Here is a 23,169-nt window from a genome sequence, read left to right as displayed (position 1 = left end):
CCAAGAGAACCAAAAAAACGGCGGCGTCAGGTAACTGGCGCCGCCGTTTTTTCCAAAGCGCGTCGCGTTCGACCGGCCTTGTGCGATGCGCTTAGATCCTTGTTTATGAATGTCGTTATCGCAACACCGCTGCACGTGGATGTCCGATCCGCCGCCGTAACTGCCGTAGCCCCGCTATGGCGTCCGCAGACGGTCGCATTGATAACGCATTACAGCAATTTTCCCCAAGCCCTGAAGACCGTAACGCTGCAAGCTGTGGCGTCGATATTCCGGCGCCGACCGGCGCATTCCACAACCCGGCGCTCGCAGCAAGCGGCGCGATAACGGGCCGCCGATAACGGGCCGCTGGGGCTGCCTCAGGCAGTTGGAGCTCGTCTGTTGGAAACGAAAGGCAGTATGACGATGACGATTTCCCCGTTTCTGACCGCTCTTGGATCCGAAGGTCCCCCAGCCGATCGGGCGAAAGACATGGCCCTCTATGGATGGCTAATTGGAAGCTGGGAAATGGACTCGGTCCGCTATCTCGACGACGGCACAATCCAGAAATGGGATGGCGAATGCCATTTTGGCTGGGTGCTCGAAGGCCGCGCGATTCAGGACGTTTGGATCAGGCCCAAGCGCCCTGCGCCGTCGACGATGTATGGCACGACCTTGCGCATCTTCGACCCTGGGATCGAGGGCTGGCATATCATATGGAACGACCCGCTCAACCGGGATCACTCGTGCCAGATCGGCCGGGCCGAGGGTAAGGACATTGTCCAGCTCGGCAATGACTCACGGGGGATGAAAACTCGATGGCGTTTCACGGAGATCACTGCCAGCAGCTTCCATTGGATCGGCGAGGAAAGATCTTCCGAGAGCGGCCCTTGGCAAATCACGTATGAACATTTAGCCCGCCGAAAAACCTTGACGCTGGACTAAGCGACTAGCTGGCGTCTGCGCCGCTCCTCATCCGGCTGCCGACGCGGTCCCCGTATGGATCATCGGATTCAAACATGGCAAAAATCGACTCGGGATCAATAACTTGGATGACCATCGCGGGACGATGAGCGCAGCGCCGAGTCTGAACGGCATTGTAGTGCCAGCGCCCCATCTCCTCACAGGCAATCGAGCGGAAACTTCAGATAGCGCCGCCCGTTGGATTCCGGCTCCGGCAGGCGTCCGCCGTTCATGTTCACCTGCAGCGCGTGCAGGATCAGCCGCGGCATCGGCAACGTCCTGTCGCGGGCTTGGCGGAGCGCGACGAAGTCGGCTTCCGTCTTGCCGCCGGCAACATGGATGTTGCCGGCTTTCTGCTCCGCGACCGTGCTTTCCCACCGCGCTTCACGACCGCCCGGCTGGTAGTCGTGACCGACGAACAGACGTGTCTCGTCCGGCAGCGCCAGAATGTCCTCGATCGAACGCCAGAGCCGCTCGGCACTGCCGCCCGGAAAGTCTGTCCTGGCGGTGCCGCTGTCCGGCATGAACAACGTGTCGTGGATGAAGGCGGCGTCGCCAATGACGTAAGTGATCGAGGCCAGTGTGTGGCCCGGCGAGAACAGCACTCTCGCCGGAAGGCCGCCGACCGAAAAAGTTGCGCCGTCCGCGAATAGCCTATCCCATTGCGAACCGTCGGCGGAGAATTCCGGCCAGTTGTAGATCACCTTCCACAATTTCTGGACGTCGATGACCTTTTCGCCGATTGCCGTCGGCGCTCCGGTTCTCCCCCTCAAATAATGGGCGGCGGAGAAATGATCGGCATGTGGATGCGTGTCGAGGATCCACTCGACCTCCAGCCCGCTTTCCCTGACGAAGTCGAGCAGGGCGTCGGCGTTCTTCGTTGCCGTTGCACCGGACCTTTCGTCGAAGTCGAGCACCGGATCGATGATGGCGCATTTGCGGGTCGCCATGTCGGCGACCACATACTGGACGGACCCGCTCGGCTCGTCATAGAAGCCGGTGACCTGCGACCTGGCCGATAATGCGTCCAATCCCAGCCTCCTTCGCCCCTCACCACGGCAGGAAGGATTTTCTCTGCCACGGCAAATGAAAGGCATGGTTGTCCGTCAACCAGGCACCGTCAAGCACCCCATGCTCATAGCGCCCGGGAAAACCGAAAATTCTCCGTGCCGCCCCTGCCTGCTCAGGCGGAAGGCTGCTTGGTCTTCCTGAGATATGGCAGGATCGTCTCGTAGGCACCGAAGCGCTTGATGGCATCCTCATTCGAGACGGCAGCGGTGATGATGACGTCCTCGCCCTGCTTCCAGTTCGCCGGCGTCGCCACCTGGTGCTTGGCGGTAAGCTGCATGGAATCGATGGCGCGCAGGATTTCGTCGAAGTTGCGGCCCGTCGTCATCGGATAGGTGAGAACCAGCTTGATCTTCTTGTCGGGCCCGATGACGTAGACCGAACGCACCGTGGCATTGTCCGCCGGCGTGCGGCCTTCCGAGCTCTCGCCGGCACCCGCCGGCAGCATCTCATAAAGCTTGGCGACCTTGAGATCCTTGTCGCCGATCAGCGGGTAGTTCAGCGAATGGCCGGTCGCGGTCTTGATATCGTTCTGCCACTTTTCGTGGCTTTCGACGGGATCGACCGAGATGCCGATGATCTTGACGTTGCGCTTCCTGAACTCGCCTTCGAGCCCGGCCATCGTGCCGAGTTCGGTCGTGCAAACCGGCGTAAAGTTCTTCGGATGACTGAACAATACCGCCCAGCCGTCGCCGATCCATTCATGGAAGCTGATCGGTCCTTGCGTGGTCTCAGCGGTGAAGTCCGGTGCGATGTCGTTGATGCGAAGGCTCATGGCGTGTCCCTACCTGTTTGGCTTGCCGCTGGCATTGAACGCCCCACCGGCGTTGCTTGCATTTCTAACACTGCGGCGTCATCCTTCAAGTGGCTGTTGACGCTAGGATAGTGGCCGGCCTCAAAAAAATTTTTGTCACTTAGGCGGGAAATACAGCAGTGATTTCCGCGCTGGCGAAAAAGCACCGGAGGTTGGTTAAACGCGCAGGCATTTCCGCCGATTGTTCGGCTCAGATGCTGCCCATTCCGCCGTTAAGTGGCGTCGGGTCGATGAGGCGACGCGACGCGCTACGCCTTGTTCACTGCCAGCGTCGTCGCCAGGTCTTCCATGCGCTGGGCCAGCGCGCCGAGCGCCCCGGTCAGCACGGAATCGTTCTTATCGGCCTTGGTCAGTGCATCGTCGCGCGTCTTGCGCAGCGTCAGCACTTCGCTTTCCATGCCCTTGACGCGCTTTTGCAGTTCCGAAAGCTCGTCCATGACCATGATGCCGGCCATCACGGTCAGCCGCTGGTCGCCGATCTCGCCAAAAGAATCCTTCAGATGCGAGACATAGCGGTCGAAGCGCTCGGCAAGATCGATCAGATGCTCTTCCTGGCCCTCGTCGCAGGCCATCCGATATTGCTTGCCGTCGATGGAAACCGTGACTTGTGCCATTAGCCTACCTGTCCAGTACCGCGCGGATGGTCTCCATGGCTGTCACCAGCCTTCGCGACACTTCTTTGTTGGCATCTTCCAGCCGTTCGGCGCGAGCTTCGGAATTGTCGAGCTCCTGCGCCAGCCGCGAGCGGTCGGCGTTCATCCGCTGCACTTCGGCCTCGGCTTCCGAATAGTCCCGCTCATGCTCGAGCTTGGCCGCGACGGCGTTTTCCAGCCCTTCGATGGCCTTACCCAGCCTGGCAATGACTTCCTTGAGGGTCGTTTCCCCGGTCATGGCTTTCGTCCTGCGCCCTGCCCATCACCGAATCATCCACGTTCAGAACGCGTTATCCCTGAAACATTACGCGTCGTGTGAACCGCACGTCAATAAAGCTGTCGCGACTGTCCCCTGCTAACGCTAATGTAGGTCGCGCATGGCCATCACAAGACCGGCAAAAGCACACCGATTTGTTGACTAAAAGGCCGCGCCTGCTATGTGTCGCGCACCCTTTTCAAGGGCTTTCCCAAGGCCCAAACCCCCATTTTGGAGGAAGTATGACCTCGCGCGAACAACATGACCGGATGGCCAATGCGATTCGTTTTCTCGCCATGGACGCCGTCGAGAAGGCAAATTCCGGCCACCCCGGACTGCCCATGGGCTGCGCCGACATCGCCACGGTGCTGTTCACCCGCTTTCTCAAATACGATCCGAAAAACCCGCATTGGCCGGACCGCGACCGCTTTATCCTGTCGGCCGGCCACGGCTCGATGCTGCTTTACTCGCTGCTCTATCTGACCGGCTACGAAGACATCACCATCGACCAGATCAAGCAGTTCCGCCAATTGGGATCGAGGACGGCGGGCCACCCGGAATACGGCCATGCCGCCGGCATCGAGACGACGACCGGCCCACTCGGCCAGGGCCTTGCCAATTCGGTCGGCTTCGCGCTCGGCGAGCGCATCATGAATGCCGCTTTCGGCAAAGATCTCGTCGACCACTACACCTATGTGCTGGCCGGCGACGGCTGCCTGATGGAAGGCGTATCCCAGGAAGCCATCGCGCTTGCCGGGCATCTGAAGCTGAACAAACTGATCGTCTTCTGGGACAACAACAACATCTCGATCGATGGCCCGGTGTCGCTCGCCGATAACACCGATCAGGTCGCCCGCTTCCAGGCGTCTGGCTGGAATGCCAGCCATATCGACGGCCAGGACCCGGAAGCGATCGCCTATGCCATCGAAGCGGCCCGCCACTCCGACAAGCCGACGATGATCGCCTGCAAGACGACGATCGGCTTCGGCGCGCCGACCAAGGCCGGCACCAACAAGGCGCATGGCTCGCCGCTCGGCGCCGAGGAAATCGCTGGCGCCCGAAAATTCTTCGGCTGGGATTATCCGCCCTTCGAGGTTCCGGCCGATATCCTCGACGCATGGCGTACCGCCGGGCGGACCGGCGTCAAGGCGCGCACCGACTGGGAAAGCCGACTTGCCAAGGCCGACGCCAAATTGCGCGCAGAGTTCGAACGCCGCATCAGTGGCACGCTGCCGGCCAACTTCGACGCCGTCATTGGCGATTACAAGAAGAAGCTCGCCGCCGACAAGCCGAAGGTCGCCACCCGTAAGTCATCGGAAATGGCGCTGGAGGTCATCAACGGCGCCGTGCCCGAAACCATCGGCGGCTCGGCTGATTTGACCGGCTCCAACAACACCAAGACCAGCCAGACCAAGAACATCACCGCCGACGATTATGGCCAGCGCTATGTCCACTACGGCATTCGTGAGCACGGCATGGCGGCCGCGCTCAACGGCCTGACATTGCATGGCGGCATTATCGCCTATGGCGGCACGTTCATGTGCTTTTCCGATTATGCCCGTCCGGCGATGCGGCTTGCTTCGCTGATGGGCATCCGCTCGATCTTCGTCATGACCCATGATTCGATCGGCCTTGGCGAAGACGGCCCGACCCATCAGCCGGTCGAGCATCTGGCAGCACTTCGCGCCATCCCGAACCACAATGTCTTCCGCCCGGCCGACGCGGTCGAAACCGCCGAATGCTGGCAGTTGGCCATTGAGTCGGAAAAGACGCCTTCGACATTGGCGCTGACCCGGCAGAACCTGCCGACGGTACGCAACGACTTCGTTGCGGAAAACCTCAGCAGCCGCGGCGCCTATGAACTTGCCGCCGCGAGCGGTGAAGCCGCGGTGACGATCTTCGCTTCGGGCTCCGAGGTCGAGATCGCGCTGGCCGCCCGCCAGGCGTTGGAAAAGCACGGCCATGCGACCCGCGTCGTCTCGGTGCCGTGCTTCGAATTGTTCGACAAGCAGAGCGCCGACTATCGCAGCAGGACGATCGGCAATGCGCCGCTCAAGATTGCCATCGAAGCCGGCATCCGTCAGGGCTGGGATCACTTCATCGGCACCGACGGCATCTTCATCGGCATGACCGGCTTCGGCGCTTCCGGCACCATCGAACAGCTCTACCCGCATTTCGGCATTACCGCCGAAGCAACGGTAAAGGCGGCGGAAGCCCGTCTGCACGGCAAATGAAGGTGAGCCCGCCCGGCAAGGGCTGGCATAGCGGTTTTGCCGGGCGGTGGAGCATTAATCGATTTAAATCCAAGCCTCGGCGGCTGGATTCTTTGCCCGTCCGCCGTTATGAAGCTGCGGACTTGATCTTCGGCCTCCAACTCCCAGGGAGAGAACAATGACCGTCAGAGTTGCCATCAACGGATTCGGCCGCATCGGCCGAAACATTCTGCGCGCCATCCATGAATCCGGCCGCAAGGATATCGATGTCGTCGCGGTCAACGATCTCGGCCCGGTCGAGACCAACGCGCATCTGCTGCGCTTCGACAGCGTGCATGGCCGCTTTCCGCATGAGGTGACGGTTGACGGCGACCAGATCATCGTCGGCAAGGAAAAATTCAAGGTCACCGCGATCAAGGATCCGACGCAACTGCCCTGGAAGGAGCTCGGCATCGACATCGCGCTCGAATGCACCGGCATCTTCACCGCCCGCGACAAGGCCGTCGCCCATCTGACCGCCGGTGCCAAGCGCGTTCTCGTCTCCGCTCCGGCAGAGGGCGCCGACCTCACCGTCGTCTATGGCATCAACCATGACAAGCTGACCAAGGACCACATCGTCATCTCGAACGCCTCCTGCACCACCAACTGCCTGGCGCCGCTGGCGGCCGTGCTGAATGAGGCGGTCGGCATCGAAAAGGGCATGATGACGACGATCCATTCCTACACCGGCGACCAGCCGACGCTGGATACCATGCACAAGGACCTCTACCGCGCCCGTGCCGCCGCGCTGTCGCAGATTCCGACCTCGACCGGTGCCGCCAAGGCCATCGGCTTGGTACTGCCCGAGCTCAAGGGCAAGCTCGACGGCATCTCCATCCGCGTGCCCACGCCGAACGTTTCGCTCGTCGATTTCAAGTTTATCGCCAAGCGGCCGACCACCGTCCAGGAGATCAATGACGCGGTGATCGCCGCTTCAAACGGCAAGCTGAAGGGCATCCTCGCCGTTACCCGTCACCCCAATGTTTCGATCGACTTCAACCACGATCCGCATTCTTCGATCGTGGCGCTCGACCAGACCAAGGTCATGGACGGCAACTTCGTTTCGGTGCTGTCGTGGTACGACAATGAGTGGGGCTTCTCGAACCGCATGGGCGATACCGCCGTCGCCTTCGGCAAGACCATCGCCTGATCGCAGAATCATCTTCTCGACCTGGAAAACGCCCGGCTCAGTCCGGGCGTTTTTCGTTGCAGCACGAACCGCTGACGCACGCTCTGCTGCTTGGGAATGCCAAAACGTTCGACGATCGGCAGCGTGGGGCAAAAAGCCACGCTGCTGCCTTGCAGCGGCCATGTCTTCGCCCCACTCTCCCGTGATGCCGGAGCATATCGACTAGGGGCGACCAACGAATGGAGCATGGTATCTATCTGGTGACGCTTGTTGGAGCAGCACTTGTCGTTGCCGCCGCGTTTTCGAGCTTGATCGCCTTCCGTTTCGGCGCCCCTCTCCTGCTGCTGTTTCTCTGCATCGGCCTCGCTACCGGAACCGACGGTCTCGGCATCCACTTCGACAACGCCCGAGTTGCTTATTTTGCCGGCTCATTGGCGCTGGCGGTCATCCTTTTCGACTCCGGCTTCGGTACGCCGCTCAACGCCTTGCGGCAGGCGGCCGGGCCGGCGCTGTCGCTGGCGACATTCGGCGTCCTTTTGACCACCGGCCTGTTCGGCGCCGCCGCCTATTATCTGCTCGACCTGACCTGGCTGGAATCCTTCCTGCTCGGTGCCGCCGTCGCCTCGACCGACGCCGCGGCGGTGTTCTTCCTGCTGCGCGCCGGCGAGATCAATTTGCGCGAGCGCGTGCGGTCCACGCTCGAGGTGGAATCCGGCACCAATGACCCGATCGCCATCTTCCTGACCATCACGCTGGTCGAGGTCATCGCCGCCAACATCCACCCCGAGGCAAAGGTGTTGGTTACCGATCTTGCCGTCGGTTTCCTGGTCAACATGGGCCTCGGTGCGGTCATCGGCATTCTCGGCGGCATGGCCATTGTGCGTCTTGTCGATCGCCTCAATCTCGATCACGGCCTGCTGCCGATCTTCGTGCTGACGCTGTCGCTGATGGTGTTTGCTGCCGCCGGCGCCGTCGGCGGCTCCGGCTTCCTGGCGGTCTATCTCGCAGGCCTGATTGCCGGCAATTCCGATATCCGGGCCGTCACCATCCTCAAGCGCTTCCAGGACGGCATGTCGTGGCTGGCGCAGATCATCATGTTCCTGATCCTCGGCCTGTTCGCGACGCCTTCGCAATTTCCGGCGATCCTGGTGCCGGCAGTGCTGCTCGGCCTGTTCCTGATATTTGTGGCACGGCCAATCGCGGTCTGGCTGTGCCTGGTGCCGTTCCGCCTGCCACGCCCGGAAGTCGCCTTTGTCTCATGGGTTGGCCTGCGTGGCGCCGTGTCGATACTGCTTGCCATCACGCCGCTGCTCGGCGGCCTGGACAACGGCCGCCTCATCTTCAACACCGCCTTCATCATCGTGCTGGTCTCGCTGATCATCCAGGGATGGACCGTCGGGCCGCTGGCGCGCCGCCTCGGCCTTATCGTGCCGGCCCGCCTGGGACCGCTCGACAAGGTCGAATTGGAACTGCCGGGCTCCGCCCATCATGAGCTTCTCGCCTACCGCGTGGCACCCGGCAGCCCGGTGGCGCGCGGCGAACGCATTCCGCGCTGGGCGCGGCCATCGCTTGTGTTGCGCGACGGACGCTCGATGCGCTTCCAGGATATGGGCCGGCTGGCGGCCGGCGACCACGTCTACATCTTTGTGCCGGACCGCTATCCGCGCCTGCTCGACAAGCTGTTCGCCAGCCGCGCCGTCGTCGATCCCGAGGATGCGGATTTCTTCGGCGCCTTCGCTGTCGATCCGTCACGCTCCGCCGAGGAACTGGAGACCGCCTATGCGCCGGGCCTGACCGAAGCGGAACGCAAGCTCAGCATCGGCGACCTGGTCACTACGCGGCTCGGCGGCCACGCCGAATACGCCGACCGCGTGCTGCTCGGTCCGATCGAGCTGATCGTTCGCGACGTCGACGACAAGGGCAGGATCACCGGCCTTGGCCTGTCCTTCGAGCCGACCGCGCCGGTGGCGCGCGTTCCGGTGTTCCTCAGCGCCGGCGAAATCCGCGACCGCATCGCCGCCTTCATCCGCAACCGGCGCAAGCCGGCCGAAGCGCAGGCGGTCGAGGCGGAGGCCGAGCTGGAACCGGTTCCGCAGCCCGTGGCGGAAAAGGCAACTGGCGAAGGCTGACCGCTGTCGACGCTAGCCGCGGAACCCTGCCGCCGAGGGTTGAAGAATGGCCCGGCAACTGGCGTGGCGAGCCATATGGTCCGACATCGCCGGAGTTCCCGATCGACTGCTCCAAGGCATCTGGCCGAACAGTCGGCAATTCTCCGTGACTGTACGGCGCCATGGGGGCGCTTTTAATTGTTGCGGGCCGCTACGAACTGCGCCGCTTGTTTCAGAAGCGCGGCTTGTGCGCCAAAAGGCTCGAGCAGCGCATGAGCCTGGTCGACGAGGCCCTGGAGCTGGTCCCGCGCCCAGCCCGGTCCGTGCAGCGCGACCAGCGTCGCCTTGCCGGCCGCGGCATCCTTGCCCGTGGCCTTGCCCATCTGATGCGCGTCGGCGGTCAGGTCGAGCAGATCGTCGGCAAGTTGAAAGGCAAGCCCAATCGCCGAACCAAATTCGGCCAGCCTTTCGCGGTCGCCCGACGGCGCGCCGGCAAGGATGGCTCCCGCTTCGCAGGCAAAGCGGATCAGCGCACCGGTTTTCATCGCCTGAAGCCGGATGATGCCCGCCTCGTCCGGCCGGCTTTGTTCGGCCTCGAGATCGAGCATCTGGCCGCCGACCATGCTTCCCGCCCCGGCGGCACGGGCCAGTGCCAGCACCAGCGCTGCCCTGCGCTCGGCCGGCAGCATTGTCGCCTCGTCGGCAAGGATGTCGAAGGCAAGTGTCAGCAAGGCGTCGCCGGCAAGAATGGCGGTCGCCTCATCGAAAGCCCTGTGCACAGTCGGCTGGCCGCGGCGCAAATCGTCGTCGTCCATGGCCGGCAGATCGTCATGGATGAGCGAATAGCAGTGCACGCATTCGAGCGCCGCCGCCACGCGCAGCGCCGCCTCGCCGTCGGCTGAAAACAGTGCAGCACTTTCCATAACCAGGAAGGGACGCAGTCGTTTGCCGCCGTTCAGCACGCCATGTCGCATTGCCGCCATCAGGCGTTCGGGCCGCGCGACCTCGCCTGAAAGCGTGCGTCCGTCGAGCAACCGTCTCAGCAGCGCCTCGAGTGGAACTGCCCGGGCAATAAGTGCGGCTTCGAACGCCATTTGGTCGTCTTTCGTCATGGTCGGGAGCGGTAGCCGACACTCAGACGTTGCGCAAGAAGCCAAGCGCCATTATGCCGGGGGCAGGGAGTAGCGCGGACTGGATGGCTTGGCGGAACCGATCGTCGATCACGAAACCGAAGGGTTGGACATGGCAAGACCGAGACGCGGCAGCCGCATCGGTCTTCAACGCTGGGTCCGGCGCGGCATCGCCGTCGCTGTCGTGCTGGCGCTGGTGCCGGTGCTGCTGACCTTCCTGTACCTGCCGTCATTCGTGCATCCGGTGTCGACATTGATGCTGAAGGACCTGGCGACGTTTTCCGGCTACGATCGGCGCTGGGTTTCCATCGACGATGTCGCGCCGGTGCTGGCATATTCGGTCATCATGTCGGAGGACGGGCAGTTCTGTTTCCATCGCGGCGTCGATCTGGGCGAGTTGCGCGGCGTTGTCGACGATGCGCTCGCCGGCGAGATGACACGTGGCGCCTCGACCATCACCATGCAGACGGTAAAGAACCTTTATCTATGGTCGCGGCCGTTGGGCTCGGTCCGTAAGGTCGTCGAACTGCCGCTGGCCGTCTATTTCGATGCGGTGCAGTCGAAACGGCGGATCATGGAGATCTACCTCAACATCGCCGAATGGGGACCGGGCGTCTACGGCATCGAGGCCGCCGCCCAGCATCATTTCGGCGTCTCGGCAAAACAGCTGTCGCGCCGGCAGGCAGCGCTGCTTGCCGTCACCTTGCCGAACCCGATCGTGCGCAATCCAGCGAAGCCCGGGCCGGGACTGAGGCGGCTTGCCGCGTTGATCGAGCGGCGTGCGGGCCGCGCCGGCGCCTATGTCGGTTGCCTGCGATAGTGTCAAAAAAAAACACGGCGACGCTGGCCAAAACGCCATCGGGCGTGTATAGGCAGCCGACTTTCTCAGATTCCGGCCCCTGATGTGGCCCTTTCACGAGGGCCGCCGGGGCGTTTTGACCATGTAGTGGAGCATATCCATGGCCGTTCCGAAACGAAAAACCTCTCCGTCGAAGCGCGGCATGCGCCGTTCCGCCGACGCACTGAAGGCCCCGACCTATGTCGAGGACAAGAACTCCGGCGAGATGCGCCGTCCGCACCATATCGACCTGAAGACCGGCATGTATCGCGGTCGCCAGGTTCTGGAGCCGAAGGAAAGCTGAGAGAGCTTTCGACGGCTTACAGGTTGCGAAACGACCGGCCATTGGCCGGTCTTTTTGCGTTTGCGACAACTGATCGTATTCAGCCGGGCCTGACATTGTTGTTTCACGCCGTCTTTGTCCGTGTTTATCGGTCGCACGAAAATTCTTGACGGCGAACGCGGGGCGCACTCTACAAAGATCAGTCCAACCGGAGCCGCCACATGTTCGGTGCCATCCCGCTGCTGATCGTGCCTTTCATCCTCTACAATCTCGGGCTTCTAGGAATATTCGGCAGCGGCGACGATCCGTGGGCGACCGAAATCTTTTCGGTCCGGATGATGTCGGGTGGCGTGTTCTCGATGACCCTGGGCGATCTCATCGTGCTGATCGCACTGATCTTCTTGTTCGTCGAAGTAGTAAAGTCGACGCGTACGACAAACGCCTCGATCATGGACCACCTTTTGTCGACCTTCGTCTTTGTGGCCTATCTGGTCGAGTTCCTGCTGGTGAAGGGAGCCGCCCATTCTGTTTTCTTCACACTGATGGTCATAGCGCTGATCGACGTACTGGCCGGCTTTTCGGTGTCGATGCGGTCGGCCAGCCGCGACATCAATATGAATTAAGGATCCCGGCTCAGCCCGGGTCGGCGCTAAAGCCAGCCGCCTCGATGCCGGCGATGGCTGCCGTTTCGTCATTATCGGACGTGTCGCCGGAAATGCCGACGGCGCCGATGATCGTCCCGGCCTCGTTGCGGATCAGCACGCCGCCGACGACCGGCAGGACGCGCCCGCCCGACACGTCGGAGACGCCGGCGATCAGATGCGGGCGCTCCTTGGCGAAGGCTTCCACCCGGCGCGAGCCCATGCCGATAGCGAGCGCGCCATAGGCCTTGCCGGCCGACATTTGCGGACGCAGGAACGACGCGCCGTCCTGACGCTGGAACGCGACCAGATGGGCGCCGGCATCGAGCACCGAGACGCCAAGCGGCCTGAGCTTGAGCTCGGCACCCTTGGCAAAGGCGGCGGCGATGATTTCAAGGGCTTTGTCGAGCGTCAGTGCGGTCATGGCCGTCTCCTAAACGCCAGTTATCAACCGGCAGAACTGATCGCGGTAAAACTGTTCGCGTACGAAAGGAAAGCAGTGGGATCCAGGGAGCGTCGGCTTATTTCTTCTTGGCGCGAGGCTTCTTCACCGGCGCCGGAGGCGCATTGGCCAGGTCTTCCGCTTCCTTGGCAAGGCGCAGCGCCCGCAGCTTGTTGGTTTTGGCTTGGCGGGCGTCGCTCTCGGCGACATATTCCGCCATCGCCTTCTGGCGCACCGTGGCTGCCTCTTCCTGTTTCTTGAAACGCAAATCGGCCCGCGCACGGGCAGTGTCCTTAGAGTTCTCGACCAAGAGCGTTATCCAATCCCGTAAATTATCTTCAGTCCCTTGATAGCAGAGCCAGCCCGCAATTGGGAAAATAAGTTGGTCATGGCGCCGGATCGCAGCCGACTCGCTCCGCGTTGCGGGCGACCACCGCATCGTATCCCGCCTGCAAGATCGCGCGGACAGTGGGTCCAGCTGGCGCGGGAGATGTGCCCAGATGCTCGTAGCGCAACTCGTTCATGAACTGCTCCCACATCGGCGGGCCGCCTTTTTCCAGAAGCTCGGCACGGATCGAGAGCTCGTCGCTGACCGGCAGCCAGACGCGGCCCCAGGCGCCGAGATGGGCCAGGATCGGCACCAGCGTAATCGCCATTTCGGTCAGGCTGTAGATCGCTTTTTGCTTGTGGGAGGGATCGCCCGTCTTGGTCAGCATGCCGAGCTCCATCAGCCGCTTCAGCCGGTCGGCGAGGATGTTGGATGCGATGCCCTCCATCGAGCCGTTGAGCAGTTCGCGAAAGTGGCGTCTGCCGCCGAAGATGATGTCGCGAAGGATGATCAGGCTCCACCGGTCGCCGAACACTTCGAGCGACAGGTTGATGGGGCATCCGGACCGACGATCGATGTTCATGCGAATCTCCAAAAACCGGTTGCATTATTGTATCGGTTTTAATATCGTGCAACTGATTGCAAATTGCAATCAGATTGGAAGCCCACGGAGGAGAGCCATGAAAAGCGCCGGACACCCCGAAATCGTATCCCAGACCTTCGGCGACCCGGCCCATCCGGCGGTGTTGTTGATCATGGGCGCGATGGCTTCCATGCTTTGGTGGCCCGAAGCGTTTTGCCGGAAGCTGGCCGGCGAGGGTCGCTTCGTGATCCGCTATGACAATCGCGATACCGGCCGTTCGACCAAATACGCGCCGGGCGAGCCGCCTTATACATTCGACGACATGGCGGACGATGCTATCCGCGTCCTTGACGACCATGGAATGCGAAAGGCGCATATGGTCGGCATGTCGATGGGCGGCATGATCGCGCAGCTCGTTGCGTTGAAATACCCGTCGTGTGTCACTTCGCTGACGGTGATCAGCAGCTCGCCCTTGGGCATCGATACGTCGCATCTGCCCGGAACCACCGAGGCCTATAGGAGACATTCGGCCGAAGGCGCGAAGGTCGACTGGGCGGACCGGGGCCAAGTGGTCGATTTCATCGTTAAGGACGCGCATGCGCTCACCGGTGCGGCGCACTCTTTCGACGAGCGGCGAACACGGGCTTTCGTCGAAGAAGATTATGACCGGTCCGGCGGTTTTCTAAGTGCGACCAATCATTTCATGCTCAAGAGTGGCGAAGATGGGAGCGGCGAGGACTGGACGGGTCGGCTGCGCGACATGAAAATCCCGCTCCTTGTTATCCACGGCACGGACGATCCCATCTTTCCAGTCGAGCATGGCGCCGCTCTTGCCGACGCGGTCGCCGGTGCAAGGCTGCTCCGGATCGAGGGGAGCGGCCACGAGCTGCATCCCGACGACTGGGCCGCGATCATCGATGCCATCGTCGCCCACAGCCAGGCCAGATAGTTACCCGACCCCGACACCGCGAGACAGACCACCCAAGGAACGACAAACAATGTCCCTAATTATGCACCTTCATCCACTGGCCTCCTTCTGCTGGAAACCGCTGATCGCGCTCTATGAGAACGGCACGCCATTCACATCCGTCGTTGTCGATCTCGGCAATGCACAGTCGCGCGCCGCGTTTCTGAAATTGTGGCCGCTCGGCAAGATGCCGGTGCTGCGCGATGAAGCGCTGGACCGGACCGTGCCGGAATCGACGATCGTCATCGAATATCTCAACGCGTATTATCCTGGGCCGGTCGAACTGATCCCCGCCGATCTCGATCTCGCTCGCCAGACCCGGCTCGCCGACCGCTTCTATGACTTCTACGTCCAGGAACCGATGCAGAAGATCGTTGGCGACCGGCTGCGGCCGGAGGGCAAGACCGATCCGTTCGGCGTCGAGCAGGCCCGCGCCCAGCTGCGCAGCTCCTACGCCATCATTGAACAGGACATGCAGTCGAGGACATGGGCGGTGGGCGCGAGCTTCACCATGGCCGACTGCGCTGCCGCCCCCGCGCTGTTCTACGCCAACAAGGTCGAGCCGTTCGGAGACGAATATCCTGCGGTCAGGCGCTATCACGACCGGTTGCTGCAACGCCCCTCGGTTGCCCGTGTGATCGAGGAAGCGCAGCCTTATTTCAAGCTCTTCCCCTACAACAATGGCTAGAGTGGTTCATCGTTTCACGGAAACGCCGGACCGCTCTATCTCTTTGTTTTTTGCGCAATTCCGGACGGAAAACCGTTTCACACTTTTCCTGGAATTGCTTTAGGCCTGAAGCTGCATAGTTGCCGACGTGCTGACGACGCCCCTCAGCTTCCGGATGAACCGAGCTGCTCCGCATCCCAGAACTGGTCGAGCCAGATGTTGAGCTTCAGGAAGCCGGCGTTGCTGACCGTATAGACGCGTCTGGTGCCTTCCGGCTTGGCGTTGACCAGCCCGGCATCAAGCAGCACCTTCAGGTGCTGCGAAACGGCCGGGCGGGACACCGGCAAGCCGGATGCCAATTCGTTGACGGTCTTCGGTCCGCGCCGGAGCTCTTCCAAGAGATGGCGCCGGTTGGGATCGGCAATCGCCATGAAGGCGTCGGAAAGCATCATGCCTTATTTGTGGGGCAAAGCGCCTCGAATCTCAACCGTCGGTTTCAGCTTTTCTGCGCGGGTCGAGCCGCAACGCTTCCGGCGTTACCGAGCGATCGGCCGGCTGGGTCTTGAAGGCATCGCGGCCTTCGATCGGCACCGGCGCGCGACGGCTGATGCGCAGCAGCGTGTAGCCGGCCAGGCAGAGATGCGCGAGCGCAGTGGCCAGGAACAGCCCCTCGGGGCGCATCCAGCCCATCAGGCCGGCGGCCAGCAGCGGACCGATCATCGTTCCGAAGCCATAAAGCAGCAGCAGGCCGCCCGACACTTTGACGAAGTCCTCCGATCGCGCATGGTCATTGGCATGCGCCACCGCGATCGAATAGAGCGTGTAGGCGAAGGCGCCGTAGGCGGCGGTGCAGACGATGACGAAGACGCCTGAGCGCGGTTCGAACAGGAAGATGGCGATGGCGAACAGCGCAGCGCCGAAAGCCGCGCCCGCCAGCACGAAACGACGGTCCGTCGTGTCGGAGAGCCGCCCGGCCGGAAGCTGCATGGCGGCGCCAGCGATGACCACCAGGCTCATCATCAGCGCGATCTCGGCCGTCGAGATGCCGATGCGCGCTCCATAAACGGCACCAAGCGTGCCCCAGGCGCCGTTGGCGATGCCGATCAGCACGCAGGCGATCGCCGAGACCGGCGAATTGACATAGAGACCTTTGACGTCAAGCGACACGTCCTGCAGCGGCTTGGGGTGCGACGCCGTCGAGACCGCCGTCGGGATCAGCGACAGGCAAAACAGAATGCCGGTGATCATGAACAGCGACGCCGATTTCACATCGCCGCCGGCCACGATCATTTGACCGCCCATGATCGAGGCATAGGTGACCATCATGTAGAGGCCGAAGACGGTGCCGCGGTTTTCGTTGGTGGCCTTCTCGTTCAGCCAGCTTTCGATGACCATGAAGGCGCCGGCCATGGTGAAGCCGGTGAAGGCGCGCAGCAGGATCCAGGTATATTCGTCGATGATCAGGCCGGTGAGGAGTGCGACGATCGCCCCAGATGCGGCAAAGGCGCCGAAAGCCCTGACATGACCGGCGCGGCGCACGATGCGTGGCGCAAAGAAGCAGCCGGTGACGAAGCCGCCGGCCCAAGCCGTGCCCATCAGGCCGAGCGATGCTGTCGAGAAGCCCTCCACCTGGCCGCGCAGCGGCAACAGCAGCCCGTGCAGCCCGGATGCCGCCAGCAGGAACGCGGTGCCGCGCAGCAGCGAGAGAATCGGTCTGTAGCTTGCGAACATTTTTCAATCCGGCTGGGGTTTAAGGCACAAGTCTGGAGACAGCGGCATTCGGGCTTTTCGGCGGCGTGCCCGAGCTTTTGGAATTACCCGCCGCACTATCTGCGGCGAAACAGCGCCTCTGCCGCCGACTTGGTGGAGCCCTTGGTCTTGAGCTCGGCCTCCAGCCGGGCGATCTCGTCGCGCAGGATGCCGATCCGCTCGGACAATTCATCGACGGAAAGCAGCGACAGATCCTGCCCGATCTCGTGCGGGCGCGCTTTCTTCTTGGGTTCGTCGTCGAAGACCGCCATCGTCGCTGCTCCGTGATTGCCCATTTGCCTGATTTGCCAATGAGCATACATAGGGCAGGGGTATGGATGCAAATGGCCGGCAACAGCTGGCGCGAGAAACCGGCGAAACACGACGGGAAAACTCATGGCGAACGCACAGAAAATTCCGGCCAAGATGATGGCGATCGCCATATCGGAACCGGGCGGGCCGCGGGTGCTGAAACCGGAAACCCGCGACGTGCCGGTTCCCGGTCCCGGCGAGATCCTGATCCGGGTGCGTGCCGCCGGCGTCAACCGGCCGGACGTGCAGCAGCGCAAGGGCGCCTATCCGCCACCGCCGGGAGCATCGGATCTGCCGGGCCTGGAAGCGGCGGGCGAAGTCGCCGCCCTCGGCGACGAGATATCACGCTGGCGCGTCGGCGACCGGGTCTGTGCGCTGACCGCGGGCGGCAGCTATGCCGAATATGTCAGAGTGCACGCCGGCAGCGTGCTGCCGCTGCCCGCCGGCTTTACCTACACCGAAGCGGCGGCGCTGCCGGAAAACTACTTCACCGTTTGGCACAATGTCTTCGAGCGCGGCGGCCTGAAGAGCGGCGAGACGCTGCTCGTGCATGGAGGCTCGTCGGGTATCGGCACGACGGCGATCCAGCTTGCTGCCGCTTTCGGCGCCTATGTCATCACCACCGCCGGGAGCAAGGAGAAATGCGACGCCTGCCTCAAGCTCGGTGCCGACCGGGCGATCAACTACCGCGAGGAGGACTTCGTCGCCGCAGTCAAGGAGGCAACCGGCGGCAAGGGCGCCAATGTCATCCTCGACATGGTCGGCGGCGACTATGTGGCGCGGAACTATGAGGCTGCAGCCATGGAAGGCCGCATCGTCCAGATCGCGACGCAGGGCGGAGCGGTGGCGAGCGCCGATTTCTTCAAGATCATGGCAAAGCGGCTCGTGCATACGGGATCGCTGCTCAGGCCACGCACCGTGGAGTTCAAGGCGGCAGTGGCGGCGGCACTGGAGGCGCAGGTTTGGCCGCTGCTCGGCACGCGCAAGGTTGCGCCGGTGATGGACACGATCTTCCCGCTCAAGGAAGCCTGGCGGGCGCATGAGCGGATGGAGGAGGGTGAGCACATCGGCAAGATTGTGCTCGATGTCGCCTGACGGCAAACAGGCTGAACGAAAGCTTAATGGTGCAATGCAACAAACGCATTGCGGCCATGCAAAAGCGTCTGTTCAATTTTTCATCGCCGATGCCTACTTACGCGGCATCGAAACGATGGAGGACTACCATGAACCCGATCCGCGCTTTCCGTAACTGGCGCATGTACAACGAAACCGTGCGCGAACTGAACCGGCTGAACGCTCGTCAGCTCAACGACCTCGGCATCAACCGCGGCGACATCGAGAGAATCGCCCGCCAAGGGCTTTGATCTCGAGCACGATCCCGCCCGAAGACCGGGCGTTGCTTTTCCGTAACGCCGACCCGCGGTTCGGGATCAAGCCTTAGAAGCCAGAGCCGCAGCAGACGGATTTCCGTCGCCGGTTCCGAGCCCGCCCGACCTTGGTCTGGCGGGCTTTGTCTTTTTGAAGCTTTCGACTGCATGGCGTCATCTGCCGATCCCGTCGCGGTCTGCCGGCCGTCCTTGACACGCGCCTCCCAAAAACATTGCGAAACGGCGAGCGAGCGGTTATATAGACCGCGATTTTCCCATTTTGGTGGCTCTAAACCACCGCCCGCGCGGGAACGCGGGCGAACGAGAAGGATTTTTGTGATGGCCAATACGCTGCTGATGCCAAAGGCGACCGCCGTCTGGCTGGTTGACAACACAGCGCTCTCCTTCGAGCAGATCGCGCAGTTCTGCGGACTGCATCCGCTTGAGGTCAAGGCGATCGCCGACGGCGAGTCGGCGCAAGGCATCAAGGGCATGGACCCGATCATGACCGGCCAGCTAACTCGCGACGAGATTGCGCGCGCCGAGAAGGACCCGAACCACCGACTGAAGCTCTCCGATCCCAAGGTGCGTGTGCCGGAATCCAAGCGCAAGGGTCCGCGCTACACGCCGCTGTCGAAGCGCCAGGACCGGCCCAACGCCATCCTCTGGCTGGTGCGCAACCATCCCGAGCTCAAGGATGCGCAGATTGCCCGCCTTGTCGGCACGACGAAGTCGACGATCGACCAGATCCGCGACAGAAAGCACTGGAACTCCGCCAATCTCCAGCCGATGGATCCAGTGACGCTCGGCCTGACGTCGCAGATCGACCTCGATATGGAAATCAACCGCGCCTCGCGCGGCCGTGAGCAGGCGCAGCCGGTCGGCGATACGCTGCTGCCGGCCGCCTTGACCGAACGACTGGTGCCGGCGCCGGAAAAGCCGAAAGACGAGGACCAGGAACTCGACGCCAACGCCGTCTTCGCCAAGCTTTCGGCGCTAAAGTCGAAGGACAAGGATGCCGACGAAGAGGAGTAGGCATCTCGCATCCAAAACAAAACGCCCGCTTTCAAGCCGGCCGAATCGGCGGGGTTTGTCAGCGGTCTGAGACCGCTTTCAAGCGGGCTTTTTTGTGATCTTCCGTGTCAGCTCCGCGCCGCCCGGTCCGGCGCCATGCCGTAATCCTCGCTGCGCTCCACCGCGCGATAGAAATCGGCGAGCTGCTTGCCGCGCTCCGGCTTGAAGGTGCGGCCGGCGATGACCACCGAGGCGATGCGGTCAATGCGGAAAGCGCGGAAATCGCTGCGCATCTCGCACCAGGCGACCAAGGTCCACACCTTGCCCCAGAACCACAGGCCGAGCGGGCGGATGTCGCGCGCGGTGCTGCGGCCGGCCTCATCCGAATAGTCGATGGTCAGCACCTGACGTTTCTCGATGGACCGCTCGATCAGGTCGATGGCTTCGCGGGCGGCATCGCTTACCACCCACATCGGCGTGTGGATCTCGGTACGGGCGATGCGGTCCTTTTCGGCGTCGGGCAACACGGCGCCTATCTTGACCAGCGCCTCGTCGGCGGCTCGTGCCATGGCCGCGCCGCCAAAAGCGCGCACCATGCGGGCGCCGGCGACCAGCGCGACGATCTCGTCACGCGTGAACATCAGCGGCGGAAGGTCGAAACCCTCCCTCATCATGTAGCCGACACCGGCCTCGCCGTCGATCGGCACGCCGGTCGACTGCAGGTCGGCGATGTCGCGATAGATCGTCCGCTCGGAAACCTCGAGCCACGTGCCCAGCTTCTGGGCAGTGACCAGACGGCCACCACGCAGATGCTGCACGATCTGGAAGAGCCTGTCGGCGCGGCGCATCGTATGGACCCTCGGCGTCTATCGTTCCAGCCCTTCGCGCTTGCGCTGCGCGGCGACGAAGGCCGCGCCGAAGGACAGTTTCCTCGTTGTCGGCATGCTTGCGTCGAGCACCCGCCAGAACGGCGCAATGTCGCTCAGCGCCATGCCACGCTCAAGATCCTCGTTGGCGGCCTCGGCGACAGTGCGCAGATGATAGCCGATGGTGACCGGACATGTCACCTCGGCACCGTGCTCGATGGCGAGAACGGTGCGCAAAGCGCGGATATCCATGCCTCCGGGGATGGAGCGGATGAATGCATCGACCTGGCGAGCTGTAGGAACCAGCATCGGCTGCCCTTCGACGACGTCGCCGATGGTGCGTGGCGACGGTTTTATGCCGTTGATGCCAGGCATGTTCAGCCTGTCGCTCCAGCTTTTCATCGATCGTCCTCTCAGCCATCCGTCTCCGGCGGCCATCGCACTATGGCACGAGCCTCCTGACACCATACTGTCAGGAGGCTTCAGCATGCTCATTTCAGCTCGTCGCCAGGTTGCATCCAAACGCCACCCAGAAAGCTTGCCTTAATTGCCGCCATTGCGGCGGTCGCCATACATGTCCGGCCAACCAATATCCTTGCGGATGTCCGCCGGCAGGGTATTCATGAACCGCTGGGTGCGGATCTCATTGCGCATCGTCCGGATCTTGCCGACATAGTGCTGCACGCTACGCAGAATGGTAAAACCGTTCATGGCTGGTCTCCTCTCTTTCGATGCAGGCACTATCGCACACCCCTGCTGACAGCAGTCTGTCAGGAGGGTGCGTCTCTCCTGACCGGCGTTTTGATTTGTCGACCGAAGTGATCAGGCAGTGCTGAAAAGAGGCCTGCCACACTGGAAAGACGGCGATCGCGGAGCCGCTTTGACAGCCAGCCGCGATGCTGATCAAAGGCGGCATGTCGAAACTTCTCGCGCTCGTCATCATCGCCATGATGGTCATCCAGCTCATCAAGCCGCTCGGCTGGCCCGGGCTGAAGCGGCGCAGCGATTTCTGGAAGCTGGCGCTGCTGGCGATGGCGGCGATTTCGATTACGGCGGTGCTCGGGCACTGGACGTGATGCATGTCGCGCAAAGTGTGCAGCGGTTTTGCGACAACGACATGCATAGAAACAGGACCTGAAGCACGTCGGATGAGGCCAGTCGAACGCGACGCGCTTTGGTGCCGGCGGCCGCTACGCGACGCCCGGTTCGTTGCCGAGCACCAGGCTGACCAGATGTTCCGCCCAGGCTCGATAGCCGGCTTCCGAAGCATGAAAGCCATCCGATGCGAAGCCGGCATCAGCATCGGTGATCGGCAGGCGGGGCGCCGGTATGGCGCCACGCTCGAGGCAAAGGCGCGCGCCCATCCGGTTCATTTCGACGGCACGGATTTCGAGAATCTTGCCGAGCAGCGGCGGCATTGCCGGCGCCCGGGTGAACTCAAGCACCGGCGACCACACGACGCGCGCCTCCGGCCATTTGGCGCGCAGCGCGTAAAGCAGGCCGCCAAACTCGCGCTTGAACCGCGGTACCGAATGAAAATTCTTGGTGTCGTTGGTGCCGATCGCCAGCACGATATGCGTCCACGGATCGGCCGATAGGTTGGGCAGCACATGATCGCGGATCTGGCCGGAGGTTGCCGAGTTGAAGCCGGCTGCCCGCCAGCGCACGATGCGGCCGGTGCGTTGCGCAATCAGAACGGCCAGTTGCGCGGCCAATCCGTTTTCGGAATTGCCGATGCCTACCGAGGCGGCGGAGGAATCGCCAAGCACCAGAACCGAGATTGCTGGCGTCAGGCCAGATATCTCGTGCATGACCGGACCTTGTGCCGGCAGCATGCGGGTGGTGCGGCGACGCACGCCAAGTCCTTGCCAGACATAGACCGGAAAGGCGAACCAGGTGAGAAGGGTCGGAAAGCGCCGCATGGCAAGTCCCTTTTAGGGCATAGCGAACAGCACTTAGCGCATGTTGCATTGGAGGTGAACGACCTTACAGTGACACCCTTGTCGCCTCAATGGCAGCAGTCATGTGTCCCGGATTGATCTTCGTACTCGTCATGCAGCCGCACCCAGTCGACGAGGCTATGATGCGGGCCGGTTTCGTTGCGACCCTTCGGCGTCAGGTCGAGATAATGATAGGCGCCGATCAGCGGATCGCCGCCTCGGGAGCGCAAGACGAAGGTCAGGAAGATGTCGCCCTTCTCGTCGCGATAGAACACGCTGGCGCCGGGAAGGTCTTTCGAGTTTCGCGCACGCCGCTCGAAATTGTAGGTCGTATCGCCGGCCGCGATCTGCTTGTCCGTGAATGACACCTGCATATCGAAGTTGAAGTCCGAGGCGTAGGACGACACCCAGTCGAATTTCCAGCCCATACGCTGCTTGTAGGGCAGCAATTCGGCCAATGGCGCCCGCGCTACCACGACAAGTGAGACATCGTGGTGCCTGAGATGCTGGTTGGCGCCGTCGATATGATCGGCAAGGAATGAGCAGCCTTCGCAGCGATAATCGGCGCCCGGCCCGAACATGAAATGGTAGACGATCAGCTGGCTGTTGCCGCCAAACAGGTCGGGCAGTTTCTTTGGCCCTTGCTCGGTCTCGAAGACGTAGTCCTTGCGGCTCTTCAGCCACGGCAATTCGCGGCGTTCGGCGGCGACACGATCGCGAAAGCGCGTCAATTCCTTTTCGCGCGCCAGATGCGCCTTGTGCGCCTGAAACCAGTCTTCCTGCGAAACGATCTTGTTGTTTGGCATAGGTCTGCTCCTCTTTT

At 62.3% G+C, this 23,169-nt stretch carries 29 protein-coding genes; 13 read left to right on the top strand and 16 right to left on the bottom strand.

Annotated features, from left to right (window positions below; all coding sequences use genetic code 11):
- Positions 1 to 396 precede the first annotated feature (396 nt).
- A complete protein-coding gene (locus NKH83_RS01645) occupies positions 397 to 921 on the top strand; it encodes a hypothetical protein (protein ID WP_352801773.1) in 525 nt (174 codons plus the stop codon).
- Between the two features lie 176 nt (positions 922 to 1,097).
- Here the strand turns inward: NKH83_RS01645 and NKH83_RS01640 are convergent, their stop codons facing one another.
- From NKH83_RS01640 to NKH83_RS01625, 4 genes are all read right to left on the bottom strand, one after another.
- Positions 1,098 to 1,970, bottom strand: a complete 873-nt coding sequence (locus NKH83_RS01640; RefSeq protein ID WP_352801771.1) for an MBL fold metallo-hydrolase — start codon at positions 1,968 to 1,970, stop codon at positions 1,098 to 1,100.
- A 152-nt stretch (positions 1,971 to 2,122) separates the two neighbouring features.
- On the bottom strand, positions 2,123 to 2,782 hold the full coding sequence (locus NKH83_RS01635; protein WP_352476179.1) for a peroxiredoxin: 660 nt from the start codon (positions 2,780 to 2,782) through the stop codon (positions 2,123 to 2,125).
- A gap of 287 nt (positions 2,783 to 3,069) precedes the next feature.
- A complete protein-coding gene (locus NKH83_RS01630; protein WP_254816554.1) occupies positions 3,070 to 3,435 on the bottom strand; it encodes a cell division protein ZapA in 366 nt (121 codons plus the stop codon).
- A 4-nt stretch (positions 3,436 to 3,439) separates the two neighbouring features.
- The gene (locus NKH83_RS01625) at positions 3,440 to 3,712 is read right to left on the bottom strand and encodes a DUF4164 domain-containing protein (RefSeq protein WP_006200774.1); all 273 of its coding nucleotides are present in this window, start codon (positions 3,710 to 3,712) and stop codon (positions 3,440 to 3,442) included.
- Positions 3,713 to 3,972: 260 nt separating this feature from the next.
- Between NKH83_RS01625 and tkt the strand changes: the two genes are divergently transcribed.
- The 3 genes from tkt to NKH83_RS01610 all read left to right on the top strand — a co-directional run bounded on the left by tkt (position 3,973) and on the right by NKH83_RS01610 (position 9,240).
- On the top strand, positions 3,973 to 5,964 hold the full coding sequence (gene tkt / locus NKH83_RS01620) for a transketolase (protein WP_352801769.1): 1,992 nt from the start codon (positions 3,973 to 3,975) through the stop codon (positions 5,962 to 5,964).
- 157 nt (positions 5,965 to 6,121) lie between these two features.
- On the top strand, positions 6,122 to 7,132 hold the full coding sequence (gene gap / locus NKH83_RS01615) for a type I glyceraldehyde-3-phosphate dehydrogenase (RefSeq protein ID WP_023678507.1): 1,011 nt from the start codon (positions 6,122 to 6,124) through the stop codon (positions 7,130 to 7,132).
- Between the two features lie 218 nt (positions 7,133 to 7,350).
- Positions 7,351 to 9,240, top strand: coding sequence for a potassium/proton antiporter (locus tag NKH83_RS01610; protein WP_352801767.1), 1,890 nt, complete (start codon positions 7,351 to 7,353; stop codon positions 9,238 to 9,240).
- Positions 9,241 to 9,413: 173 nt separating this feature from the next.
- Here NKH83_RS01610 and NKH83_RS01605 read toward each other — a convergent pair whose 3' ends face one another.
- Positions 9,414 to 10,331, bottom strand: coding sequence for a polyprenyl synthetase family protein (locus NKH83_RS01605; protein WP_352476173.1), 918 nt, complete (start codon positions 10,329 to 10,331; stop codon positions 9,414 to 9,416).
- Between the two features lie 79 nt (positions 10,332 to 10,410).
- Between NKH83_RS01605 and NKH83_RS01600 the strand changes: the two genes are divergently transcribed.
- The 3 genes from NKH83_RS01600 to NKH83_RS01590 all read left to right on the top strand — a co-directional run bounded on the left by NKH83_RS01600 (position 10,411) and on the right by NKH83_RS01590 (position 12,093).
- Positions 10,411 to 11,169 (top strand): biosynthetic peptidoglycan transglycosylase, encoded by a 759-nt coding sequence (locus tag NKH83_RS01600; protein WP_352801983.1) that lies wholly within the window; start codon positions 10,411 to 10,413, stop codon positions 11,167 to 11,169.
- A gap of 139 nt (positions 11,170 to 11,308) precedes the next feature.
- On the top strand, positions 11,309 to 11,491 hold the full coding sequence (gene rpmF, locus NKH83_RS01595) for a 50S ribosomal protein L32 (protein ID WP_006203806.1): 183 nt from the start codon (positions 11,309 to 11,311) through the stop codon (positions 11,489 to 11,491).
- Between the two features lie 200 nt (positions 11,492 to 11,691).
- Positions 11,692 to 12,093, top strand: coding sequence for a hypothetical protein (locus tag NKH83_RS01590; RefSeq protein ID WP_352801765.1), 402 nt, complete (start codon positions 11,692 to 11,694; stop codon positions 12,091 to 12,093).
- Between the two features lie 10 nt (positions 12,094 to 12,103).
- Here the strand turns inward: NKH83_RS01590 and NKH83_RS01585 are convergent, their stop codons facing one another.
- From NKH83_RS01585 to NKH83_RS01575, 3 genes are all read right to left on the bottom strand, one after another.
- On the bottom strand, positions 12,104 to 12,535 hold the full coding sequence (locus NKH83_RS01585) for a GlcG/HbpS family heme-binding protein (protein ID WP_254816549.1): 432 nt from the start codon (positions 12,533 to 12,535) through the stop codon (positions 12,104 to 12,106).
- A 97-nt stretch (positions 12,536 to 12,632) separates the two neighbouring features.
- Positions 12,633 to 12,863 carry a hypothetical protein gene (locus tag NKH83_RS01580; RefSeq protein ID WP_023678501.1) on the bottom strand — a complete coding sequence of 77 codons (231 nt, stop codon included), beginning with the start codon at positions 12,861 to 12,863 and terminating at the stop codon, positions 12,633 to 12,635.
- 76 nt (positions 12,864 to 12,939) lie between these two features.
- On the bottom strand, positions 12,940 to 13,464 hold the full coding sequence (locus NKH83_RS01575; RefSeq protein ID WP_352801762.1) for a winged helix-turn-helix transcriptional regulator: 525 nt from the start codon (positions 13,462 to 13,464) through the stop codon (positions 12,940 to 12,942).
- A gap of 97 nt (positions 13,465 to 13,561) precedes the next feature.
- On the opposite strand from NKH83_RS01575, the gene NKH83_RS01570 reads away from it, so the two are divergent.
- A complete protein-coding gene (locus NKH83_RS01570) occupies positions 13,562 to 14,413 on the top strand; it encodes an alpha/beta fold hydrolase (RefSeq protein WP_352801760.1) in 852 nt (283 codons plus the stop codon).
- A gap of 49 nt (positions 14,414 to 14,462) precedes the next feature.
- Positions 14,463 to 15,119, top strand: coding sequence for a glutathione S-transferase family protein (locus tag NKH83_RS01565; RefSeq protein ID WP_352801758.1), 657 nt, complete (start codon positions 14,463 to 14,465; stop codon positions 15,117 to 15,119).
- Between the two features lie 143 nt (positions 15,120 to 15,262).
- Here NKH83_RS01565 and NKH83_RS01560 read toward each other — a convergent pair whose 3' ends face one another.
- From NKH83_RS01560 to NKH83_RS01550, 3 genes are all read right to left on the bottom strand, one after another.
- Positions 15,263 to 15,550, bottom strand: coding sequence for an ArsR/SmtB family transcription factor (locus tag NKH83_RS01560; protein WP_254816544.1), 288 nt, complete (start codon positions 15,548 to 15,550; stop codon positions 15,263 to 15,265).
- A 31-nt stretch (positions 15,551 to 15,581) separates the two neighbouring features.
- Positions 15,582 to 16,829 (bottom strand): MFS transporter, encoded by a 1,248-nt coding sequence (locus tag NKH83_RS01555; protein WP_254816543.1) that lies wholly within the window; start codon positions 16,827 to 16,829, stop codon positions 15,582 to 15,584.
- A 95-nt stretch (positions 16,830 to 16,924) separates the two neighbouring features.
- Entirely contained in the window at positions 16,925 to 17,119 is a 195-nt protein-coding gene (locus tag NKH83_RS01550; protein ID WP_352801755.1) for a DUF1192 domain-containing protein, read from the bottom strand.
- 124 nt (positions 17,120 to 17,243) lie between these two features.
- Here NKH83_RS01550 and NKH83_RS01545 point away from each other — a divergent pair, with 124 nt between their 5' ends.
- The 3 genes from NKH83_RS01545 (at position 17,244) to NKH83_RS01535 (ending at position 19,561) form a co-directional block, all read left to right on the top strand.
- A complete protein-coding gene (locus NKH83_RS01545; protein WP_352650790.1) occupies positions 17,244 to 18,254 on the top strand; it encodes an NAD(P)H-quinone oxidoreductase in 1,011 nt (336 codons plus the stop codon).
- A 128-nt stretch (positions 18,255 to 18,382) separates the two neighbouring features.
- Positions 18,383 to 18,523: a DUF1127 domain-containing protein gene (locus tag NKH83_RS01540; RefSeq protein WP_023720976.1), complete on the top strand. Its 141-nt coding sequence runs from the start codon at positions 18,383 to 18,385 to the stop codon at positions 18,521 to 18,523.
- A gap of 342 nt (positions 18,524 to 18,865) precedes the next feature.
- A complete protein-coding gene (locus tag NKH83_RS01535) occupies positions 18,866 to 19,561 on the top strand; it encodes a DUF1013 domain-containing protein (protein WP_254816540.1) in 696 nt (231 codons plus the stop codon).
- Positions 19,562 to 19,668: 107 nt separating this feature from the next.
- On the opposite strand, the gene NKH83_RS01530 is transcribed toward NKH83_RS01535, so the two are convergent.
- The 3 genes from NKH83_RS01530 to NKH83_RS01520 all read right to left on the bottom strand — a co-directional run bounded on the left by NKH83_RS01530 (position 19,669) and on the right by NKH83_RS01520 (position 21,117).
- A complete protein-coding gene (locus NKH83_RS01530; RefSeq protein ID WP_254816539.1) occupies positions 19,669 to 20,388 on the bottom strand; it encodes a helix-turn-helix transcriptional regulator in 720 nt (239 codons plus the stop codon).
- Positions 20,389 to 20,406: 18 nt separating this feature from the next.
- Positions 20,407 to 20,808 (bottom strand): hypothetical protein, encoded by a 402-nt coding sequence (locus tag NKH83_RS01525; protein ID WP_352476167.1) that lies wholly within the window; start codon positions 20,806 to 20,808, stop codon positions 20,407 to 20,409.
- Between the two features lie 141 nt (positions 20,809 to 20,949).
- Complete coding sequence (locus tag NKH83_RS01520; RefSeq protein WP_254816537.1) at positions 20,950 to 21,117, bottom strand: hypothetical protein; 168 nt, start codon at positions 21,115 to 21,117, stop codon at positions 20,950 to 20,952.
- 203 nt (positions 21,118 to 21,320) lie between these two features.
- On the opposite strand from NKH83_RS01520, the gene NKH83_RS01515 reads away from it, so the two are divergent.
- Complete coding sequence (locus NKH83_RS01515; RefSeq protein WP_008873884.1) at positions 21,321 to 21,482, top strand: hypothetical protein; 162 nt, start codon at positions 21,321 to 21,323, stop codon at positions 21,480 to 21,482.
- A gap of 114 nt (positions 21,483 to 21,596) precedes the next feature.
- Here the strand turns inward: NKH83_RS01515 and NKH83_RS01510 are convergent, their stop codons facing one another.
- Together NKH83_RS01510 and NKH83_RS01505 are read right to left on the bottom strand one after the other, a co-directional pair.
- The gene (locus tag NKH83_RS01510; RefSeq protein ID WP_352476166.1) at positions 21,597 to 22,328 is read right to left on the bottom strand and encodes an SGNH/GDSL hydrolase family protein; all 732 of its coding nucleotides are present in this window, start codon (positions 22,326 to 22,328) and stop codon (positions 21,597 to 21,599) included.
- 86 nt (positions 22,329 to 22,414) lie between these two features.
- Positions 22,415 to 23,152 carry a DUF899 domain-containing protein gene (locus NKH83_RS01505; RefSeq protein WP_352476165.1) on the bottom strand — a complete coding sequence of 246 codons (738 nt, stop codon included), beginning with the start codon at positions 23,150 to 23,152 and terminating at the stop codon, positions 22,415 to 22,417.
- Between the last annotated feature and the right edge of the window lie 17 nt (positions 23,153 to 23,169).

The organism is Mesorhizobium sp. M0909 (assembly GCF_040319515.1).
Lineage (GTDB): Bacteria > Pseudomonadota > Alphaproteobacteria > Rhizobiales > Rhizobiaceae > Mesorhizobium.
The sequence above is the reverse complement of the archived record's forward strand: the minus strand, read 5'-3'. Positions and strand labels throughout refer to the sequence as shown.

Coding starts and splice junctions, on each gene's coding strand:
- NKH83_RS01645 (WP_352801773.1), top strand. CDS start 397: ATGACGATGACGATTTCCCCGTTTCTGACCGCTCTTGGATCCGAAGGT.
- NKH83_RS01635 (WP_352476179.1), bottom strand. CDS start 2,782: ATGAGCCTTCGCATCAACGACATCGCACCGGACTTCACCGCTGAGACC.
- NKH83_RS01630 (WP_254816554.1), bottom strand. CDS start 3,435: ATGGCACAAGTCACGGTTTCCATCGACGGCAAGCAATATCGGATGGCC.
- NKH83_RS01625 (WP_006200774.1), bottom strand. CDS start 3,712: ATGACCGGGGAAACGACCCTCAAGGAAGTCATTGCCAGGCTGGGTAAG.
- tkt (WP_352801769.1), top strand. CDS start 3,973: ATGACCTCGCGCGAACAACATGACCGGATGGCCAATGCGATTCGTTTT.
- gap (WP_023678507.1), top strand. CDS start 6,122: ATGACCGTCAGAGTTGCCATCAACGGATTCGGCCGCATCGGCCGAAAC.
- NKH83_RS01610 (WP_352801767.1), top strand. CDS start 7,351: ATGGAGCATGGTATCTATCTGGTGACGCTTGTTGGAGCAGCACTTGTC.
- NKH83_RS01605 (WP_352476173.1), bottom strand. CDS start 10,331: ATGACGAAAGACGACCAAATGGCGTTCGAAGCCGCACTTATTGCCCGG.
- rpmF (WP_006203806.1), top strand. CDS start 11,309: ATGGCCGTTCCGAAACGAAAAACCTCTCCGTCGAAGCGCGGCATGCGC.
- NKH83_RS01590 (WP_352801765.1), top strand. CDS start 11,692: ATGTTCGGTGCCATCCCGCTGCTGATCGTGCCTTTCATCCTCTACAAT.
- NKH83_RS01585 (WP_254816549.1), bottom strand. CDS start 12,535: ATGACCGCACTGACGCTCGACAAAGCCCTTGAAATCATCGCCGCCGCC.
- NKH83_RS01575 (WP_352801762.1), bottom strand. CDS start 13,464: ATGAACATCGATCGTCGGTCCGGATGCCCCATCAACCTGTCGCTCGAA.
- NKH83_RS01570 (WP_352801760.1), top strand. CDS start 13,562: ATGAAAAGCGCCGGACACCCCGAAATCGTATCCCAGACCTTCGGCGAC.
- NKH83_RS01565 (WP_352801758.1), top strand. CDS start 14,463: ATGTCCCTAATTATGCACCTTCATCCACTGGCCTCCTTCTGCTGGAAA.
- NKH83_RS01560 (WP_254816544.1), bottom strand. CDS start 15,550: ATGATGCTTTCCGACGCCTTCATGGCGATTGCCGATCCCAACCGGCGC.
- NKH83_RS01555 (WP_254816543.1), bottom strand. CDS start 16,829: ATGTTCGCAAGCTACAGACCGATTCTCTCGCTGCTGCGCGGCACCGCG.
- NKH83_RS01550 (WP_352801755.1), bottom strand. CDS start 17,119: ATGGCGGTCTTCGACGACGAACCCAAGAAGAAAGCGCGCCCGCACGAG.
- NKH83_RS01545 (WP_352650790.1), top strand. CDS start 17,244: ATGGCGAACGCACAGAAAATTCCGGCCAAGATGATGGCGATCGCCATA.
- NKH83_RS01540 (WP_023720976.1), top strand. CDS start 18,383: ATGAACCCGATCCGCGCTTTCCGTAACTGGCGCATGTACAACGAAACC.
- NKH83_RS01535 (WP_254816540.1), top strand. CDS start 18,866: ATGGCCAATACGCTGCTGATGCCAAAGGCGACCGCCGTCTGGCTGGTT.
- NKH83_RS01530 (WP_254816539.1), bottom strand. CDS start 20,388: ATGCGCCGCGCCGACAGGCTCTTCCAGATCGTGCAGCATCTGCGTGGT.
- NKH83_RS01525 (WP_352476167.1), bottom strand. CDS start 20,808: ATGAAAAGCTGGAGCGACAGGCTGAACATGCCTGGCATCAACGGCATA.
- NKH83_RS01520 (WP_254816537.1), bottom strand. CDS start 21,117: ATGAACGGTTTTACCATTCTGCGTAGCGTGCAGCACTATGTCGGCAAG.
- NKH83_RS01515 (WP_008873884.1), top strand. CDS start 21,321: ATGTCGAAACTTCTCGCGCTCGTCATCATCGCCATGATGGTCATCCAG.
- NKH83_RS01510 (WP_352476166.1), bottom strand. CDS start 22,328: ATGCGGCGCTTTCCGACCCTTCTCACCTGGTTCGCCTTTCCGGTCTAT.
- NKH83_RS01505 (WP_352476165.1), bottom strand. CDS start 23,152: ATGCCAAACAACAAGATCGTTTCGCAGGAAGACTGGTTTCAGGCGCAC.